This is a genomic window from Solibacillus sp. FSL W7-1436 (assembly GCF_038007305.1).
GTDB lineage: Bacteria > Bacillota > Bacilli > Bacillales_A > Planococcaceae > Solibacillus.
On record NZ_JBBOWV010000001.1, the window covers coordinates 3,578,729 to 3,596,396 of the forward strand.

The 17,668-nt window shown below is 38.1% G+C and carries 19 protein-coding genes; 7 read left to right on the plus strand and 12 right to left on the minus strand.

Annotated elements, in window-relative coordinates:
- Positions 1-138 precede the first annotated feature (138 nt).
- Positions 139-981, plus strand: coding sequence for a sialate O-acetylesterase (locus tag MKX73_RS17725; protein ID WP_340718594.1), 843 nt, complete (start codon positions 139-141; stop codon positions 979-981).
- Complete coding sequence (locus tag MKX73_RS17730) at positions 978-1,514, plus strand: PadR family transcriptional regulator (protein WP_340718595.1); 537 nt, start codon at positions 978-980, stop codon at positions 1,512-1,514. Before MKX73_RS17725 ends, MKX73_RS17730 begins: the two co-directional genes overlap by 4 nt.
- Before the next feature lie 56 nt (positions 1,515-1,570).
- On the opposite strand, the gene MKX73_RS17735 is transcribed toward MKX73_RS17730, so the two are convergent.
- Both MKX73_RS17735 and MKX73_RS17740 read right to left on the minus strand, forming a co-directional pair.
- Complete coding sequence (locus MKX73_RS17735) at positions 1,571-2,488, minus strand: phosphotransferase (RefSeq protein WP_340718596.1); 918 nt, start codon at positions 2,486-2,488, stop codon at positions 1,571-1,573.
- A gap of 114 nt (positions 2,489-2,602) precedes the next feature.
- Positions 2,603-3,151 carry a hypothetical protein gene (locus MKX73_RS17740; RefSeq protein ID WP_340718597.1) on the minus strand — a complete coding sequence of 183 codons (549 nt, stop codon included), beginning with the start codon at positions 3,149-3,151 and terminating at the stop codon, positions 2,603-2,605.
- A 197-nt stretch (positions 3,152-3,348) separates the two neighbouring features.
- Between MKX73_RS17740 and MKX73_RS17745 the strand changes: the two genes are divergently transcribed.
- Together MKX73_RS17745 and MKX73_RS17750 are read left to right on the plus strand one after the other, a co-directional pair.
- Positions 3,349-3,579 (plus strand): hypothetical protein, encoded by a 231-nt coding sequence (locus MKX73_RS17745; protein WP_340718598.1) that lies wholly within the window; start codon positions 3,349-3,351, stop codon positions 3,577-3,579.
- A 345-nt stretch (positions 3,580-3,924) separates the two neighbouring features.
- Positions 3,925-4,110 (plus strand): DUF4017 family protein, encoded by a 186-nt coding sequence (locus tag MKX73_RS17750; protein ID WP_340718599.1) that lies wholly within the window; start codon positions 3,925-3,927, stop codon positions 4,108-4,110.
- Between the two features lie 138 nt (positions 4,111-4,248).
- On the opposite strand, the gene MKX73_RS17755 is transcribed toward MKX73_RS17750, so the two are convergent.
- The 3 genes from MKX73_RS17755 to MKX73_RS17765 all read right to left on the minus strand — a co-directional run bounded on the left by MKX73_RS17755 (position 4,249) and on the right by MKX73_RS17765 (position 7,818).
- Positions 4,249-5,160 carry a CAP domain-containing protein gene (locus MKX73_RS17755; RefSeq protein WP_340718600.1) on the minus strand — a complete coding sequence of 304 codons (912 nt, stop codon included), beginning with the start codon at positions 5,158-5,160 and terminating at the stop codon, positions 4,249-4,251.
- Positions 5,161-5,527: 367 nt separating this feature from the next.
- Positions 5,528-7,075 (minus strand): S-layer homology domain-containing protein, encoded by a 1,548-nt coding sequence (locus tag MKX73_RS17760; protein WP_340718601.1) that lies wholly within the window; start codon positions 7,073-7,075, stop codon positions 5,528-5,530.
- Positions 7,076-7,431: 356 nt separating this feature from the next.
- Positions 7,432-7,818: a molecular chaperone gene (locus MKX73_RS17765; protein WP_340718602.1), complete on the minus strand. Its 387-nt coding sequence runs from the start codon at positions 7,816-7,818 to the stop codon at positions 7,432-7,434.
- A gap of 302 nt (positions 7,819-8,120) precedes the next feature.
- Here MKX73_RS17765 and MKX73_RS17770 point away from each other — a divergent pair, with 302 nt between their 5' ends.
- Positions 8,121-9,545: an S-layer homology domain-containing protein gene (locus MKX73_RS17770; RefSeq protein WP_340718603.1), complete on the plus strand. Its 1,425-nt coding sequence runs from the start codon at positions 8,121-8,123 to the stop codon at positions 9,543-9,545.
- A gap of 158 nt (positions 9,546-9,703) precedes the next feature.
- Complete coding sequence (locus MKX73_RS17775) at positions 9,704-9,946, plus strand: hypothetical protein (RefSeq protein ID WP_340718604.1); 243 nt, start codon at positions 9,704-9,706, stop codon at positions 9,944-9,946.
- Between the two features lie 314 nt (positions 9,947-10,260).
- Here the strand turns inward: MKX73_RS17775 and MKX73_RS17780 are convergent, their stop codons facing one another.
- Positions 10,261-11,136, minus strand: coding sequence for a helix-turn-helix transcriptional regulator (locus tag MKX73_RS17780; RefSeq protein WP_340718605.1), 876 nt, complete (start codon positions 11,134-11,136; stop codon positions 10,261-10,263).
- Positions 11,137-11,347: 211 nt separating this feature from the next.
- A complete protein-coding gene (locus MKX73_RS17785) occupies positions 11,348-12,748 on the minus strand; it encodes an amidase (protein ID WP_340718606.1) in 1,401 nt (466 codons plus the stop codon).
- 454 nt (positions 12,749-13,202) lie between these two features.
- On the opposite strand from MKX73_RS17785, the gene MKX73_RS17790 reads away from it, so the two are divergent.
- Entirely contained in the window at positions 13,203-13,529 is a 327-nt protein-coding gene (locus tag MKX73_RS17790) for a helix-turn-helix domain-containing protein (RefSeq protein ID WP_340718607.1), read from the plus strand.
- A 232-nt stretch (positions 13,530-13,761) separates the two neighbouring features.
- Here MKX73_RS17790 and MKX73_RS17795 read toward each other — a convergent pair whose 3' ends face one another.
- From MKX73_RS17795 to MKX73_RS17815, 5 genes are all read right to left on the minus strand, one after another.
- Positions 13,762-14,628 (minus strand): ABC transporter permease, encoded by an 867-nt coding sequence (locus tag MKX73_RS17795; protein WP_340718608.1) that lies wholly within the window; start codon positions 14,626-14,628, stop codon positions 13,762-13,764.
- Positions 14,600-15,550 (minus strand): ABC transporter ATP-binding protein, encoded by a 951-nt coding sequence (locus MKX73_RS17800; protein WP_340718609.1) that lies wholly within the window; start codon positions 15,548-15,550, stop codon positions 14,600-14,602. Before MKX73_RS17800 ends, MKX73_RS17795 begins: the two co-directional genes overlap by 29 nt.
- Position 15,551: 1 nt before the next feature.
- Positions 15,552-15,956, minus strand: a complete 405-nt coding sequence (locus MKX73_RS17805) for a DUF3021 domain-containing protein (protein ID WP_340718610.1) — start codon at positions 15,954-15,956, stop codon at positions 15,552-15,554.
- A complete protein-coding gene (locus MKX73_RS17810; RefSeq protein ID WP_340718611.1) occupies positions 15,953-16,318 on the minus strand; it encodes a LytTR family DNA-binding domain-containing protein in 366 nt (121 codons plus the stop codon). The genes MKX73_RS17805 and MKX73_RS17810 overlap by 4 nt, the downstream gene beginning before the upstream one ends.
- Before the next feature lie 363 nt (positions 16,319-16,681).
- Entirely contained in the window at positions 16,682-17,575 is an 894-nt protein-coding gene (locus MKX73_RS17815) for an SDR family oxidoreductase (RefSeq protein WP_340718612.1), read from the minus strand.
- Positions 17,576-17,668 lie beyond the last annotated feature (93 nt).

Below are 17,668 nucleotides of genomic sequence, written 5' to 3' on the forward strand. Positions count from 1 at the left end.
ATTTTTATAATTTTTTCTGGAGTTCCTTCCTTAATCAGTCGCTTTTTACTTATGAAATCCCTATTCTGTTGACGATAGTCTAATTAGACTTTATAATACAGAAGTCTAATTGGACTATTGTGAAGGAGTGAAAATGAAATGATAAAATCTTTTTTAATGTTAGGGCAATCCAATATGGCGGGACGGGGATTCTTGCATGAGGTAGAACCTATTTATAATGAAAAAATAAAAATGCTTCGCAACGGACAATGGCAAATGATGACTGAACCGATTAATTATGACCGCCCTGTTGCTGGTGTTAGTCCAGCAGCATCTTTTGCAGAAGCATGGTCGAAAGCCAACCCGGATGAAGAAATTGGCTTAATTCCTTGTGCAGAAGGCGGCAGTTCTTTGGACGATTGGCATCCACAAGGTACTCTTTTTCAGCACGCTTTGTCAGAAGCCCGTTTCGCACTTAAAACTAGTGAAATATGCGGTATCCTATGGCATCAAGGTGAAAGTGATAGCAATAACTCTCTACATGAAACGTATTATGAAAAGTTATCTCTTATTATGGAGACTTTAAGAAAAGAATTAAACCTGCGAAATGTTCCATTAATCATGGGTGAGCTTGGTGATTTTTTAGGGGAAACAGGTTTTGGAAAGTACTCAACAGAGTACCGGGAAATCAACGAACATATCCGCCGGTTCACTCAGGAGCAGCAACATTGTTATTTTGTAACGGCGGAAGGTCTGACTGCCAATCCGGATGGTATTCATTTAAATGCCGTTTCCCAACGAAAATTCGGTTATCGCTACTACGAAGCATTTTCGAAGAAGTGTCATGTCTTAGAGCCGCTTGCAAATGAAGATCAGTCACTGAAAGTAAACACTAACTATTCAAAAAATGAACAAATTTATATTCACAGTATGAATTTGGCGCAAGGTAAGATTACATATGCTGAATTCGAAGCACAGATGGCGAAGGTGATGCAATCTTGATTCCTTTACTTATCCTTGGTTTACTTATTCAAAACCCCGGTGCACATGGATATGAACTGTTAAGTTTAATGGAAAAGAGACATTATAAATATATTGTTAACTTTACTAAAGGATCATTTTATTACAATTTGAAACAACTTGAAGAAAAAGGCCTGATCAAAGAAACATATCAGTTACGTCCGAATAATAACCGTGATGTTCATACTTTTGAGATCACGCCATCAGGCAGAGAAGAATTCAATCATCTAATGACCAAATACGGGTCCAAATCTGAATATGTAAACTTACAATTTTACGGAGCGTTACTCTTTGCAGATGAATTTGATAAAAATAAATTACTAGAATTAATTCAGTCACAAATTGATCAAACGGTAGCCAGGATTGCTCTTCTCGATGAATACTTAGCGATCACGGAACAATCACCTGGTAAAATTGATTATTTTCGTCGCATGAATGAAAATTCCCGTTCTCACCATTTAGTAAATTTAAAATGGTTTGAGGAATTGAAGCTAGACATAGAAAATGAGCGTTGATCAAGATTTTTACTTTACCACCCTGTAGGAAGTGCCAATTGTTTTTACCGCGCTTCCTACATTTTATAGTCAGCACTATCTATTATGAAATGAATTAAGCCCGTAAATAATGTTTGCTGAGAAGATTTTTGCCAGTCTTCCTCATACGCAGCCATTAACCACATGACTTCATCTAGAAAGACGTGCTGTTTTGCCTTTTCCCAAAACTTTACTTCCTGACCGGTTAAATCAATATATTCTTTATACCCCGATAAAAATAATTTCCATTCATCTATTGTAAAAACCCGTTCCGGTGCCTCTTCATGCTCATTATGAAAGAGCAGTAATGCAAGTGCCAGATCAAAAATTCTTGGTATCCAACCAGCATTATCCGGATCGATCAAATACGGCTCCGGGATGAAAACCAAATTATTTGCTTTAAAATCATGAGGTGTTGTAACATGCGGCAACCCGGCATGGTAAAGCTCCTGTTGATTTGCAACACTTTCCAGTAACTTTGTCTCTAAAGTCGGATCAATTCTGATTCCGGCTTTTTCTGCATGTTGGATAATTGCCTCCATACTCTCTTCTACTTCTTCTTCGTTAAAATCATAGACATCATATTCAAGAAGATTATATTCATTGGAAACAGGCGAATAGCTGTGAATCCGGCCTAACAGTTTCCCAGCTTCATAAATTTCTTTATCTTTGCCTGCGTATTTCTCGCCTTCAATATATGGATAAACGACAAAATTTGTATCTTCATATTTTTGCGGATTATCGACTTGTAATTTAACTGGAGTCACCACATTTATTCCGTTGTCTTTGAGCATGTTCGTATAGGACATGACACTTTCTGCTCTGCTTTGCGTACGTTTTACAACAACATCCTGATTCCCATATTTTACTCGGTATACCGGTGAATACGGGTATATGCTTGCCGGCTCTCCTTCCACTTCAAATCCAAATAGACGTATAATTTCAGTTCCATTCATTACTTTAACCCCCTTCGTTTATTAATATCTCCATCCATACTTCAACATATATATCCAATTCCCTTTATTAATCTATTACATTAACTTTTAACGAAAAGAAGCGCAGATTCCAGTTCAGAACCGCGCCCCATTCACTTCTTTCCTATTTGAAAATCCAGTAAAGATAAAACACGACAAAAATGCCACTGTTGTGACGACAATCCCCATCAATAATCCGATTGCTCTCATAAAAGGATCGTCCCCTGGAAAGGAAGGCTCCAGTGTGACAAACATATAAATCAAGATAATAGACAGGATCAAATAAAAACTGCTCCCGACGGCTGCCATCTTCAAACGATTTTTTCTCGTTCCATGCCAAGTTTTATTTATTGTCATCCATAAAAAGATACTCCCGATTACAGCGAGTATCATCACAAGCAAATGCACATACGGAATTAGGAAATAACTCAACACATAAAGAAGAAGAGCCGTCGAAAAAAATAGGATGGCATTCGCAATAAATAGAAATATTCCAGCTAACCAATAATTTTGAAACCATTCCGCATTGTTCAACTTAGATATTAGAAAATTGTCTTCTCCCAGTAAGTTCATTAATGGAGCTTTAAGGAATGTGAGAAAGAATACGCCAACAAGGCCCATAAATAAGAATAAAGTTAAGGACATCAATTTCCCCCTAAATTTTAAAATACCGCCTCTTTCAATATATTTAACGACACAAATGGAATAAAGTTCCTAAATCAGGTTGTAAATAAAGTTTCGTTACCTAAATAATTGTTGATATAAAGAGGGAACTGGCGGAGTTTACATTTTGAAATAGGTACATTCCTTTTTCAGAAGCATAAACTACATAGAAAGGGTTGATGACAATGCCGCCATGGCAACATAAGATTCATTACTTAACAGGACAACCGATTGGTATATCCTTCGCAAATGGTCAAGGGACATCCGGGGTACTTTGTGGTGTATCAAACGGAAAGTTGCTTGTTATTGAATACCTGTATCATACACAGTTCGCTATGAAGCAGTATGATTTTTCAATGATTGCGGATATATCAGGTTTTCCACCTTGTAATCAACAACGGCTATATTAATGATTAGGAAATTACAGCTCAATTTGGGCTGTTTTTTTCTTAAGTCATTTCAAAGATCTCTATGTAAATGGATGTTAATCTTTAAAATATTTTCTTAAATGCTATTTCACAATATCGTTAGGTAAGCTGCCTTTTGATTTTTCATACCTATAGATTATACATAATCTTCAAAAATCCTCCAATTTTCTTATACTAACTCACTCTAATTTGTTGTTATAATGAAAAAATACCAATCCCTATTACAGAAATTGTGCTTTATCGGTGAAGATACCTTACATATGTTTCAGATTCAGTTAAACTTTCAATAATAAAATACACGATTATAAGGTGGTGAATTAACCGATCATGAAAAAAATTATCCCAATATCAGTTTACTTAATTGTTTGTCTAATCGCTGTTATTCTACCAGCTTCAGACGGATATAATACGATAGGCTGGAAATTGCTAATTGGCCAAGTTTACGCTATACCCGCCTTATTCATTGCCATTTTGATTTCTGTATTTCTGAATAAAAAACTTACTCACAGATAAGAAAAACTTAAATGAACAGCAATCGCTGTTCATTTTTGCTATATCCTCCTATGTTAAATAGAGCCTAAAAATAAAAAAAATTAGGCTGCTTGACGCCAATAGATGGTCGTCAAGCAGCCTAATTGTGATGTGATTATTTTATAGTTGGATAAATTGTTGTGTCCAATAGTAACCCTCTTCAACAAAACCTACACCAATATGTGTGAAATTGGCGTTCATAATGTTTTGACGGTGTCCTGGTGAATCCATCCATCCTTGTACCACTTGTTGTGGTGTTCTTTGACCTTGTGCAATATTTTCACCAGCTGAACGGTATGAAATCCCTGCAGATTTAATCTGATCGAACGGGCTACCGAAAGTTGGGCTTGTATGTGAAAAGTATTTATTTTTCGCCATATCTGCTGATTTTGCATGCGCTACCGCCATTAGTGGATTGTGCATTTCAAGCGGTTTTAGGCCTGCTTTTGTACGTTCTGCATTTGTTAAATCCACTACTTGTTTCTCAAATTCAGAGACTGATTGACTAGCATTGTTCGTTGTTGTTTTTGCTGGTGCCTCTGTTTGTTGGTTATTTGAGTTTGATGGTGCTTTTGTCACAGGTGCAGCTTGTGTTTTTGACTTATTATTTGTTTCTGCTGCAGCTTTCTCTTTTTCTGGTGCTGACGCAACTTTTTCTTTTGCTGGTGCTTGAGGTGCTTTATCCTCTTTTTTTACCGGTTTAGTAGTAGTTTCTTTTTGAGCTTCTTTATTAGTAGAAGCCTTTTCTGCCGGCACTACTTTTTCTTTATTGTCAGTATTGGCATCCATATTCTTTAACGTTTGATTAATTAAATCTTTCGATAAAATTTTGAATTCGCCATTTGATGATGAAAGTTGCTCAATTAATTTTAGAGCCAACCCTTCGTAATTTTCACCTTTAATCATTTGAATCTGTTGAGGATTTGCACCTTTCTTTTCCTCTTTATCTAAACTTGCTGCATCTGCTGCAGTAAAAGATGTTGCAAATAATGTTGCTGCACATAATGATGTTGCTAACCATTTTTTATTCATTTTTGAATTCCTCCTCTTCTACACACCCTATGTTACGGCACAAAAATTGTAATAAATGGTCCATAAACTGGTAAGAGGAACAATCAATTACTTAACTTTATAAAATCTAAGTTTTAATTCCTATTAATTTCATAATTTACCCAATGGAAAAGTATACTTCCAATGATTAAATATTGACAAATTTTTTTGCTATATAAATTTCCGTGTTTCTATTACATTTGTTACAAACGGATTACAATATATGCTCATTACAGCAGTAGTAACGGTACTGGCTGGTGAGTAGGATAACTCGAGCTCAAATAAATTTCATGCGTCACAAAAAGCAGGCATGCTGAGCATACCTGCTTTTTGGTCTGGTGTTATTCAATTACATAGTTGAATTAATATAAAAAATATCCATTATGGAGATATTCGTGATTTCACCCATTCGTTGAACATCTACACGAATTCCTGTTGTACTACCTGAGATCATTTCGCCTTGCGGGCCAAATAACCAAGGTATTTTATTCTCGAATTCAATTTCGACAGAACCTACTGCCTTTGCTTCGGCACGGAAAAGATTAGTGCCAGGGTCTCTTGTGACCGTAGCAATTTTGTCCGCATCTTTTGTCAGGATTTTGTGTATCCCGATATTTTTTGCCGCATCTGCATCAAAATTATAACCCTCATAGAAGTTTGACACATCAAACTCCACAGTCAGTTGCTCCCTTAGTGTCTTGATATCATAGGTAAAGTACGCATCGGTTGGTTGTTTTGCTTCGATTCCAAATCGAACTTCTTTTCCTCCAGCAAAACGGGCAGTTGCAATATATTCACCGGGCTGGTCTATATCAATACAGATCGAGTAATCTTTGCATTGTTCGAACTTCATATTGTCAGATAGCTTCTTTCCATCCATTGTGGAAAGGGCTACGTTTTGAATGCTTTGAGCCGCTTTACTAGATGATTTACTCGTTCCATCCCAAAATGATAACTCCGCTGCTGTCGGCACAAAATCATTTGTTTCTTCCAGCGTTAGCTTCAACTCACCGTTTTCTTTTTTGATATGCACATAATATTTTTTGTAGATGTACGAGCTATCAGAAGTCTTTTTATCAGCTCTGCCATACAAGTTGAGTGTACCTTCACCCTCTTTTAATGGAACTAATTGAATTCTATCGCCCGTATATCCTTCAGGTGTGTTTCTTCCTTGAACACGAATCGCATTGAACAAATCCGAATTCTTCTCTTGTTCTATAGCTATAACACTTACCCAGTCCAGACCTAAGTCACTAGCCTCCAGTGTCATCATCACCGGTTTCGCGTCTTCCGTTGCTTTCATCATTTTAGCCGCCTGCCCTCTTGTAATCGGCGCGTTTGGACTGAATGTATTAGGAGTCGTTCCTGACGTAATGCCGAGTCTGTAGAGGATAAGAATATTAGACCCGTGTGAATCATACTCTTTCACATCTTTGAATGGATTATTAATTTCATAGAACCCATAACGCGGCAAATCAAATGCTTTCACAAGAATCGAAGCCATCTGTCCCCGTTTGATTGGATCGTTCGGACCGTAACGCCCATCGCCATAGCCACTGATGATCCCTTCTTCCGCCATTGCTGCAATGGCTTTATAGTATCCGTTCTTCGTCGAGACGTCCTTAAATCCCGGATTTTCTATATTGTCCATGTCCAACTTCAGCAATTTGGCAATGATTGCTGCCGCCTGTCCTCTCGTAATGGAATTTCCCGGCTTGAATGTACCGTCCGGATAACCTCCGATAATATTACGTTCAGCCAAATCATTCACTGCGTCAGCAAAATACTTTGTTGGTGGTACATCTGAAAATTGCTTTGTAGTTGCCGCAAACGTGCCCGATAAAGGCAGGCTCCACACAAGCATTAGTACAATAACTGCCATTAGTCGCTTCTTCATTCTCTTGCTTCCTCTCTTTTCTTTTAAAAAGATTATTTCACTTGCTACAACAATGTACCGGGGACACCTGCTTATTCAATAAATACAAGCCTGAGTCCTACAGATTTTATTTTTAAAATCTTCTCTCCAGTAGATTGCTGTACTGACGGAAAAATTTGAAATAAGTTTCAAATTTATTTAATTTTTTTATCTTTATTAAAATCATTACGTTAGTTTAAAATAAAACAGATTAACATAAATCAATTCAAGCACAAAAAGAGCTGATTCTTGTGACAGAACCACGCCCTTTGATTGAATAACTTCGAATTATTAAACCTTATTAAATAAAGCACTTTTTTTATTCAATAAGCTTGCGTTTAATTCAACTGCTCATATGACGCTCCAAATTCACGGTTAAACATCTCTTTAGCATCCAATGATTTGAAAAACGGAATATCCGCGCTAACTTCTTCCAGCGAATTATGAATAGCAAATAGCACTTCGTCATTCGATACAATCCCAAACAAGCTTTCTCGCTTTATTTCACCTGTCGTATAGATGGACAGGTCATCGTAAACTACAAAATCAATATAGCGTACAACATTGAGGAAACTGCCCCGATGTGTCATGGCAATTCGTAATGGATCCTTTAAAGAAATGATCTTATTTTTAAATACAAACTGCATGCCCCCAGCTGGAATGTAAATGATTTTGTGTTTCTCCGTTTCTACGATTTTTTCAATTTTTAAAAATTCGAGCTTCATTATTACTCCTCCTACATATTACATCTAACATATACCCTATTTTCGAATTATTAATATGGAAGACATCAAATTTATACAAAAAAAATTAAGTTCTTAACGTTTGGCCGTTTTCTAGTAATTATTCATCTTACTACAGTAGCCGGATCCGACGAGTATATTTATAGAACAAAACATTATATTCACTTTTTAAAGAACTTGTCTTTGTATATATTTGACCTCTCAAAAAATTTTGAAATAAATTTGAAACTATTTCATGATTTTTCCGTCAGTACATGGCATTACATAATAAAGGAGGCTCAACTATGAAGAAAATCGTTATCCAAAAGAAGTCTTTCATGTTGAAAACTAAACTAACAATAGCAGGAATTGCTTTACTTATCATTACCTCTGCAAACCCATTCCAAGCACAAGCGGCTACTCAGTTTTCCGATGTCAATAGTCATTGGGCGAAGAAGGAAATTATGTATTTATCCGATCTCAACATTATCGGTGGCTACCCGGATGGAACTTTCAAGCCGAATGAGCCAATAACAAGATCACAGGCATCCGCAATGCTCATCAAAGCACTGAAGATTCCGCTGAACGAAGATGCAACGATTCAGTTCAAGGACGTGTCAAAAGATTCCCCTTATTACAAAATTCTTGCGACGGTGAATGATAAAGGAATCCTTCGTGGTGATAATGGCTACATGCGTCCCGGAGAAGAAACATCACGTGCCCAAATGGCTGCCATCTTACGTCGTGCTTATGACATGCCATTTGATAAGCAACCGACATTCATTGATGTCACGCCTGCACACTGGGCTTATCAGGACATCAACGGAATTGCAAAACAGCGTGTTGCAGGCGGATCTGAAGGTAAATTTATGCCGGCAGACGCTGTCACACGTGCACAGTTTTCGGCATTTCTGGTACGTGCAATGGATGATAAAATGAAATTAAGCAACTCCCGTTCATATGTCAGCCTAAAAGGTCAAGCAATTGAACAGGATGGCTTTCTCTACGAAACCGCTAAAGACAAAGATGGTTATTATCAGATCATAAAGGAGAATACGGAAACCGGGAAACAAGAGGTTTTATTGAAATATGATGACATTCCTCGTAGTGCCTGGGATTATGACAGCGTTAGTTACTTGCATGAAAATACTCCATTGATTGTCTATAACAATGAAATTTTTATTCCTTATTATAGTGGCGGTTTTGCTGAAGCAGACGAAGTACCTTATGCTTATGCTGTGATGAAGATGGATACAAATGGACAGAACCTGAAGAAAATGGAAGAACCTTCAGGCAGTACCTTCCGCAACATGTTCGTTTGGAACGACCGGATCTTCTATACGGAAATCGATAATAATGGTGGCTTCAGTCCCCGCGCGATTATACAGGACGGAACAAAATTCATAGACAGTAAGCTTGCACTCTATTCGACATCGATGAATGGCAGGAGTGATAAGAAAAAAGAAATTAGCTTTGATGCCCGGGTGACTTTTGATATATTCAGATACTCTTATTCAGGAGATCCGGTTGAAGCGGGTGGAGAAAATAAATCGGTCTTATACGACCATTCCTCAATTTATTACTTTAACAATAAAGGGATCTTCAAATATAGTCTGATTCATAAAACGACAAGCAAGCTTTCCAATGTTTTGGCTAAGGATATGAAAGCTTCAGATACACACTTGGTTGTGACAGATTTGAACGGAAAAGAACATAAACTAAAGAAATAACCGATGCATAAAAAAAAGTGGTTCAAGCTGATTACGGCATGAATCACTATTTTTGAAATATTGCTTGACGGAACTTTCCATTGATATATGAAACCACATGTAATAAATTTAATTTAGTGGTGGCAGTTTACTGGATTGTGGTAAGGAGGATTGAAGCAATGTCTAATGGTGCATCAGGTGTAAATTTGGGAGATGTAGTGGCAACGATCATTACCCTAGGCTTTATAGTCGTTCCAATTATATTAGTAGCTTTATTTTATAGAGCGAACAAGAAAAATGCGAAGCGGGCAGAAGAACGGTTAAATGCGGAAAAACAGCTGACAGTTAATTTACAAAATCAAATAGACGAATTAAATGAACGAGTACATAATATAGAAAGTATATTAAAAGGAAGAGATTAAAATATAAAAGCCTTTATCCCACATGTTGCGGATCAAGGCTTTTAAGTTAAAACAACGGTACCGCAAAACGTGCGTATATTTCTTTGACGGTGCTGTTAACTGCCCTTTTGCTTTTCACATTTAAGTCCAAAATCTGTTTATTTAGTTCGGCATCTGTTTCGAATAGGACTTGATTTTGCACATAGATTTCATAAGCTTGTGGATGGTCATATTTAATTTTTTCCATTTTGGATTCGATTTTATATTCCTTTGTTCGAAGCCTAATGACGTATAAATGTTGAATACAATATCAAATAGTAAATCGAGCAGCATCATTAATCATCAAATCCCAAATTGACTGGCTCCAGCGGTAATTCACCAGCAGAGCCTGCAATATTAGTAGATGCTACCGAATTGTCCACTTCCTCAAGGGAAATTCCATCGATCCACGCTTCACCAGATCCTGTTAGTAAAAGTCCAAAATGAATTGAGGCGCTTTCTTCTCGAACATCTAACACAATCGAGTAATAATTCCAATCTGTCGTTCCATGAATTGAACGGTTGTCCATATTATCAAATTGCAACAAATCACCGTTTCTTGAATCAATCCGACACCAGGCACCGCACTTCACCACATTTTTTGTTTTAATAAAACAAGACATTTTCATACGTTTGCCAATCCATTTTTCAGCTGAAAATGTTTGCATCATAGTACCAAATTGACCTTCTTCAACAGGACCATTAGATCCTAGATAACCAGATTTCGAGCCTGTATGGAATACTTCGTGATCCGCTTTCATTGTATAAAGCGATGGGTTTGTTCCCGTTAAAATCCAACCCTTTACTTCATTTACTGCAGCCATTTTCTTTTCCTCCTTTTGATATAAAGAACGCATCATATTACGATATTTTCCGGGTGGCATTCTGTATAGTTCTTTAAAAGCACGTGTAAAAGCTTCTTGTGATTGAAACTGACATTCAAACGAAATATCAAGGATTGTGTAATCTGTATGGAGCAATAGAAAAGCAGATATGGCAAGACGTCTTTTTCGGATATACTCTCCAATAGTTAAACCGGTTTCTTTTTTAAACTGACGTGTCAAATAAAATTTCGAATAACCGATTTTTTCCGCGTAATGTTCCAACTGCCACGTTGTTAATAGGTTCTCCTCTAATGTATCCACAATTTTTTGGACGATTTCACTATACATAACCGCTCACCTCAAGACTAAGTATATAGGAGTAAATAAAGAATTTTTTGATAATTCTTGCACTACTGTTAGTATAAGGGTTAACAGGAGAGATTAAAATGCAGTAAACTTAACCGGAGTATCCAAAATATAATACACATTACCGTAACTATTCAGCAAACACTAAAAAGCATCAAGGACATTAAATGCCTTTGATGCTTTTTGGTTAGGATTATTTTGTCACAAGTACAGGTGCTTTACGATGATGTGTTGCTTGTTCATAATCGTAAGCCATTCCCAATAACTCTGCCTCGCTCCATGCTTTACCGAAGAATGCTAGAGAAAATGGCGTCCCGCTCTTGTAATATCCGGCAGGCAGGTTTACTTGAGGAATACCTGCGATATTGATTTCAGGTACGGTCGTGTTACCAAATGAATCTTTACTGTCTAACAGCGGAATTTCTTTCCACGTTTGAGGATACACAAAGGCATCCAAGTCATACTTATCAATAACACCATTAATCATGCGCATATATGTTGTCTTCGTATTAACAAAATCCGATAAATCAGGCGCAACCTTTACATTCGGCAATCCATCCGGATATTGATTTTTAAATACATCCGGGTATGCCCCTGCCTTTTTAAATAACTCATCCACTGAATGCGCAACCACGCCTGGTCCTTGTTTATTTAAATATTGTTCCATATCATATGCAAGTGTGCGAACGCCTAAATTCGGTGATGTAGAATACTCGGCAAATTTTGTGTCCGCAAATGGATCTGTTACTACGATTGCCCCTCTAGCTTTCAATACTTTGATAGCTTCTTCGTAAAGTTGCTGCGTTTCTTTCGTCAGCTCTTCACCGCCCCAGCCAGGTCCATAAAGTCCAATACGTTTTCCGCTGAGTGACATTGTACTAAGCTTCGAAGTGTATCCTCCGACCGGCATATTTCCTATAGAGGCTACTGTTTTTGGATCTTCATAACTATATCCTGCAATGACGTCCAGCATGACAGCAGCATCACGTACTGTTCTTACATTAGGCCCGAGCACATCATGAGTACTGCCCCGTAACGGAACGACACCAGATGTAGGAACTAACCCAAAGGTAGTTTTGACGCCAACTAACGCTTGCGCACCAGCAGGATTTTGAATAGACCCTCCTGTTTCTTCAGCGACTCCAAGTACAGCCATATTTCCCGAGACCGCTGCTGCTGTACCACTGCTGCTTGCACCAGGAACTAATTTTTTGTTAACAACGTTATACGTGTCACCATCCCAGCTGCTAGTAGCTCTGGCACCATCCGAAGCGAAGGCAGGCATGTTTGTTCTTCCTAAAATAATTGCATCTGCTGCTTTTAATCTCGCTACAATCGTTGCATCTTTTTCAGGGATAAACGCCAACCCGCCGGATTCCGGACTTAATTTATCCCATCCCATAGTCTGCGGAAAACCAGCCATATCCACGCCCTCTTTTATGACAACCGGTATCCCGGCAAGTTTTCCTAATTTCTCACCTTTTGCACGGCGTTTATCCAGTTCTTTAGCTTGCTCCAAAGCTTTCGTATTCATTGTCGTAAATGCATTATAACTAGGGTCATAAAGTTTAATACGATCTAAATATGCCTTCACAACTTCCTCTGCCGTATAATCTCCATTTGCAAATGTAGAAAAAAAAGTTCAATATTTATCACAATCCGTTTTATATTATCAATTTCATACAAAGGATGATCAGTCCATTCCTCAAATTATTCCGGATGGATGTGTTGATATAATTTTCTGCTGTGACTCACATTCACCAAAAGCATTTATTTGCGGTTCAGTATTAAAGGCAACATACGAGACTTCACTTGCTTTCCAACCAAATACTACTTATTTTGGTGTACGACTCTCTTCAAAACTAAGTACAGAAATTCCAAATTTATCTTTCAAGGAAACAATTAATACCGCATTCACTTTTCAGGATGTACTTCCCAAACATCAAGATCTCCCCTACAAAATATTTGAACAAACTTCATTTCAAAACAAAATCAACTTCTTTGAGCAACACTGTTCTTCCCTACTATACAAAAAAAATGACTCTTCTTTGTTAAACCAATGCTTGTCTGAAATTATCAAAAGTATGGGACTCGTTTCCATTCAGCAATTGTCATCTTTAACGGGCTATTCTACACGATATATCCGGAATAAATTTGATGAAATACTCGGTTTATCGCCAAAACATTTTGCCCAGATCATTCGATTCCAACAAACTTTAAAGCTAGTCTTACAGCAACAGCCGTTAGCAGATATTACATTCAATATGGGTTACTTTGATCAGGCTCATCTTTCAAAAAAATTTAAGCATTTCAGTAACATGACTCCTTCTCAAATGTTGAAACAGTTCCCGTTTCCAAATCATTTATTTCACTAAATATACTCTTTCACTTTATAATCGACGTTTTGGGAATGTATAATTCCAATATAAATACCTAATATATTTCGTCATTTTAAATACTCCAAACGATGTGGAGGATATTACATCAGTTACGGATCGTTTAGGTCAATCATTACTAGAAGCTATAGCAGATGCTAAAGATAGATTCGCGTTGCTTCATGAAAAAACCACTTTCCATTAAATTTACGGAAAGTGGTTTTTAAAGACTTCACTTATGCTGCAGGCGGAATAGAATAGTTGAAAAAATGGCTATTCCAACAATCGAACTGCAAATAAACAATACACTTGATTGGGTTCCTAAAATACTACCATCTACTTCGTAAACAACTCCGTAAGTTAGCATATAGGAATTCATTGCCTCTTCCGCATTTCCAAATACCGTTCGCAAAGAATCTTCCATCAAAAACTGACGTAACAAGACTGCCACGTGACTGACAGGAAAGAAATGAATGACCGTTTGAATTGCTTTTGGCAATACGCCCATCGGAACATAGACCGCGCACAAAAAGCCAATTAATGTACCCACCAGTGAATTTACCGTTGAAAATGCTTTTGCTGACTTCGCCAATAGCACGATCACTAAATTAATCATTGCACTCAGTAACACACCCAGCATTATCACACCAAATAATTGCATAAGCTTCCATACACTCGGCAGCTGGGCACCAAGCGTCAATAAATAAATTTCACATACAATAAAAGCAATAGCCGTCATGATAAACCCGACTATGACCGAGCTGATGACATAGCTTAGCTGAATAGAAATTCTTGATGCGGATGTAACAAGAAAATCAGCTGTACGCTTAGATTCCTGATCACCAACGAATATCGCAAATACTGCCAGTGTTGATGTCATGGCTGTCATTGTTAAAATCCCCGCAATCATCCATTGACTGACAACTAATTCAACAGCTGGCGTCATTTCAATCACCTGACTAATTGCAGCAATTTGCAGCTTCTGTAAAAAGACAATAAACAGCCCGATTGAAATCAGCACAGACAGCAACGAGAAAAAGACAAGCATTCTGTCACGGAAGAAGACTTTATTATTGCGAACAATTAAGCTCGTCAGCATATTGTTTTCCCTCCCCTGCTTCGTTCGTTTCAATAAATACTTGGTCAAGCGAACCTTTAATTACTTCAAACGATGCAATATATGGCTCGAGTTGTGCTAAAACCGGAATCGTCGAAATTGTAGATGCCACTTCCACCTTCCATCCGTCCTGCTGCTTTACAGGCATCCCGGGTAAAATGGCTGAAATATTTTCAATGGCAACTGTAGGCTTTAATACAAATTGCAAATAATCCTTCGCATAAAGCGCTTTTAATTCATTCGGCGATCCTTGTGCAATAATCTCACCATTTTTCATGATGATAATATCGTCTGCATGTGCTGCCTCTTCCATATAATGTGTTGTCAAAAAAATCGTCATGCCTATTTCTTTACGCAACCGCTCAATCGTAGCCCAAACAAATTGACGTGTAAGTGGATCGAGTCCAGTCGTCGGCTCATCTAAAAATAACAACTTGGGCTTATGAATTATTGCCCGCGCAATATCTGCTCGACGTCGCTGCCCGCCTGACAGCGAACCGTATTTTTTATGTTCGATGTCTGCCAGCTTTAAATATTGCTGCACAAAATCATAGTTATCCTGTAATACCGCCTTCGGTAAGCGATAAAAACGGCCACGATGCACGATATTTTCCTTTACCGTCAATTGATGATCTAAAATACTTTCCTGAAATACAATACCTATCGTTCGGCGAATCGCCTCATTGCCTTTCAATGTACCAAGTGTATGCCCATCGATTGAAACCGTTCCACCCGTTTTTTCCAAAAGCGTACATAACATTTCAATTGTCGTAGATTTACCTGCGCCGTTACTCCCAAGAAAAGCCAAAAGTGCCCCCTTTTGCACGGAAAAACTGATTCCCTTTACGGCTTCGAATTCTCCGTACCGCTTTGTTAACTGTTGGACATCTATCAAGACTTGCATGTTACTCACCTCGATGTTGAAGTTGACTGTTCATTTTTCGAATTGCGCGCTTTTCATCGGTATAATAATAAAGCCAAACAAGGAGATAAATAATCGAAGCGCGAGCGTATAGGATAAAGATGGATTTGCCGTTATCAACTTCGAACCAGCCACCGTAATACCCGATGATAAAGACTGCGGTTACAGTAATCGCATAATGGATTATAAGTACGGCAAACATTGACCAATCCAATTTATACAGCTGGTTTGCTATTGCTATGACAATTCCTAAAATGACGGCATAGAAAAACTGATGGACAATCGTTTCACTCATCCAGTAATCATTTGGAGACTTTATTGAAATGAGCATGATGATGAAATAGGATGAACATAAACTTATCAATAGGCTTTGTATTAAATTTTTCACTTGCTGTTTCCCCCTAATCCAAATGCCTCTTTTAATGCTTTGAAATAATTGCGGCCTATCGGAATCGTTACCCCATTTTCGAGCGTAAGTTGTGGGTTGCCGAGCACCTTCGACTGAATTGAAGCGATTTTCTCAAAATGAACAAGTGTCGCCTTATTGACTCGTAGCAACTGTGAGGAAAATCGTTCCTCCAGCTCATAAAGCTTTTGTTTCACTTCCAGTTCCAGCTCATCCGTTTGGATATACACTTTCCCTTGCTCGCTGTAAATACTGTACACATCCTGCATTTTAATCAAATGAATATCCCCATCAATGTAGCCGGCGATTGTATCATTTTTTGTTGCCTGATTGAGCTTTTTCAACAGCTGCTCGACTTGTTCATTGTATTCTGGGGCATGTACATGAACTTCGATTTCCGTAAGCTGCTCTCAATATGTAAATGTATTTTCATAGGTCCTCCCTCTTGATTTGTAGTATAGCATCGCCATGTATACAAATTTTGTAATTGGTGCTAACACGCAAAAAGCAGTATGTAAGATGTAAAATCTGTTTTGTAACATGCAATTTCATTATAAGGATTAATTTCCAGTATTTGTTGAGGTAATTTTTAATTTTATAATTTAATCCAAACAAAATAAAACAGCAACCTCCCGTTTAACCAGGAGATTGCTGTTTTTGTTGCATTGTATTCAGTTTGTTCGAAGATTTTTTGATACCCTTCAGGATTATAAGTCGATTGCCTCGCCGCCTGTTACCCCGTAAATTTGTCCGGTAATATAGCTTCCTTCATCGGATGCCAGAAGGACATAAACTGGAGCAAGTTCTGCAGGCTGCCCAGCGCGACCAAGTGGTGCATTTTGGCCAAATTCAGGGATTTTGCCATCCGGTTGTCCGTTATCCAACTGCAGCGGTGTCCAAATCGGGCCTGGCGCAACCCCGTTCACACGTACGCCTTTAGAAGCAAAGTACGCAGAAAGGTTTACTGTAAAGTTGCTGATCGCACCTTTAGTTGAAGCATAGTCCATTAAAAATGTGGATGGATTGTACGATTGAACCGATGTCGTCGTGATAATTGCGCTTCCCGGTTCCAAATGTTCTTCAGCAGCTTTAACGGCTTCAAACATGCTGATAACATTTACTTTGAACGTATCTTCTACTTGTTTGATCGTTAAATCGCTTAGAGTCTTCTGTGCGATTTGCTGTCCGGCATTTAAGACAAGCGTGTCTAATCCGCCAAAAGCTTCCACTGTTTTTTTCACCATTTCTGTTGCCGCGCCATCTTCACGCAAGTCATATGGCAACAGCAACGCTTTTTTACCGGCTTCTTCGATTAATGCTTTCACTTCATTTGCGTCTTCATCTTCTCCAGGGAAGAATTGAATCGCGACATTAGCGCCTTCACGTGCATAGGCAATCGCGGCAGCACGGCCAATTCCGGAATCGCCGCCGGTAATTAATGCATTTCGCCCTTCCAGACGATTATGCCCTTTATATGATTTTTCTCCACAATCAGGTTTTGGACTCATTTCGTTTTGTAGTGCCGGAGTACTCTGTTCTTGATCAGGGAACTTCTCCGTATAATATTTTTTTCGTGGATCGTTCAGGTTTGGGTTTCCCATCAAAAATCATCTCCTATCTAGTTAGTTCATTTATTGCGAGGATAATTTCCGTAAGGTTTAAAATTGCTTATCAGATTTTCCTTCACAAAAATT

Excerpts from the sequence above, each read along its gene's own strand:
- MKX73_RS17725 (WP_340718594.1), top strand. The coding sequence starts at position 139 with ATGATAAAATCTTTTTTAATGTTAGGGCAATCCAATATGGCGGGACGG.
- MKX73_RS17735 (WP_340718596.1), bottom strand. The coding sequence starts at position 2,488 with ATGAATGGAACTGAAATTATACGTCTATTTGGATTTGAAGTGGAAGGA.
- MKX73_RS17740 (WP_340718597.1), bottom strand. The coding sequence starts at position 3,151 with ATGTCCTTAACTTTATTCTTATTTATGGGCCTTGTTGGCGTATTCTTT.
- MKX73_RS17745 (WP_340718598.1), top strand. The coding sequence starts at position 3,349 with ATGACAATGCCGCCATGGCAACATAAGATTCATTACTTAACAGGACAA.
- MKX73_RS17750 (WP_340718599.1), top strand. The coding sequence starts at position 3,925 with ATGAAAAAAATTATCCCAATATCAGTTTACTTAATTGTTTGTCTAATC.
- MKX73_RS17755 (WP_340718600.1), bottom strand. The coding sequence starts at position 5,160 with ATGAATAAAAAATGGTTAGCAACATCATTATGTGCAGCAACATTATTT.
- MKX73_RS17760 (WP_340718601.1), bottom strand. The coding sequence starts at position 7,075 with ATGAAGAAGCGACTAATGGCAGTTATTGTACTAATGCTTGTGTGGAGC.
- MKX73_RS17765 (WP_340718602.1), bottom strand. The coding sequence starts at position 7,818 with ATGAAGCTCGAATTTTTAAAAATTGAAAAAATCGTAGAAACGGAGAAA.
- MKX73_RS17770 (WP_340718603.1), top strand. The coding sequence starts at position 8,121 with ATGAAGAAAATCGTTATCCAAAAGAAGTCTTTCATGTTGAAAACTAAA.
- MKX73_RS17775 (WP_340718604.1), top strand. The coding sequence starts at position 9,704 with ATGTCTAATGGTGCATCAGGTGTAAATTTGGGAGATGTAGTGGCAACG.
- MKX73_RS17780 (WP_340718605.1), bottom strand. The coding sequence starts at position 11,136 with ATGTATAGTGAAATCGTCCAAAAAATTGTGGATACATTAGAGGAGAAC.
- MKX73_RS17795 (WP_340718608.1), bottom strand. The coding sequence starts at position 14,628 with ATGCTGACGAGCTTAATTGTTCGCAATAATAAAGTCTTCTTCCGTGAC.
- MKX73_RS17800 (WP_340718609.1), bottom strand. The coding sequence starts at position 15,550 with ATGCAAGTCTTGATAGATGTCCAACAGTTAACAAAGCGGTACGGAGAA.
- MKX73_RS17815 (WP_340718612.1), bottom strand. The coding sequence starts at position 17,575 with ATGGGAAACCCAAACCTGAACGATCCACGAAAAAAATATTATACGGAG.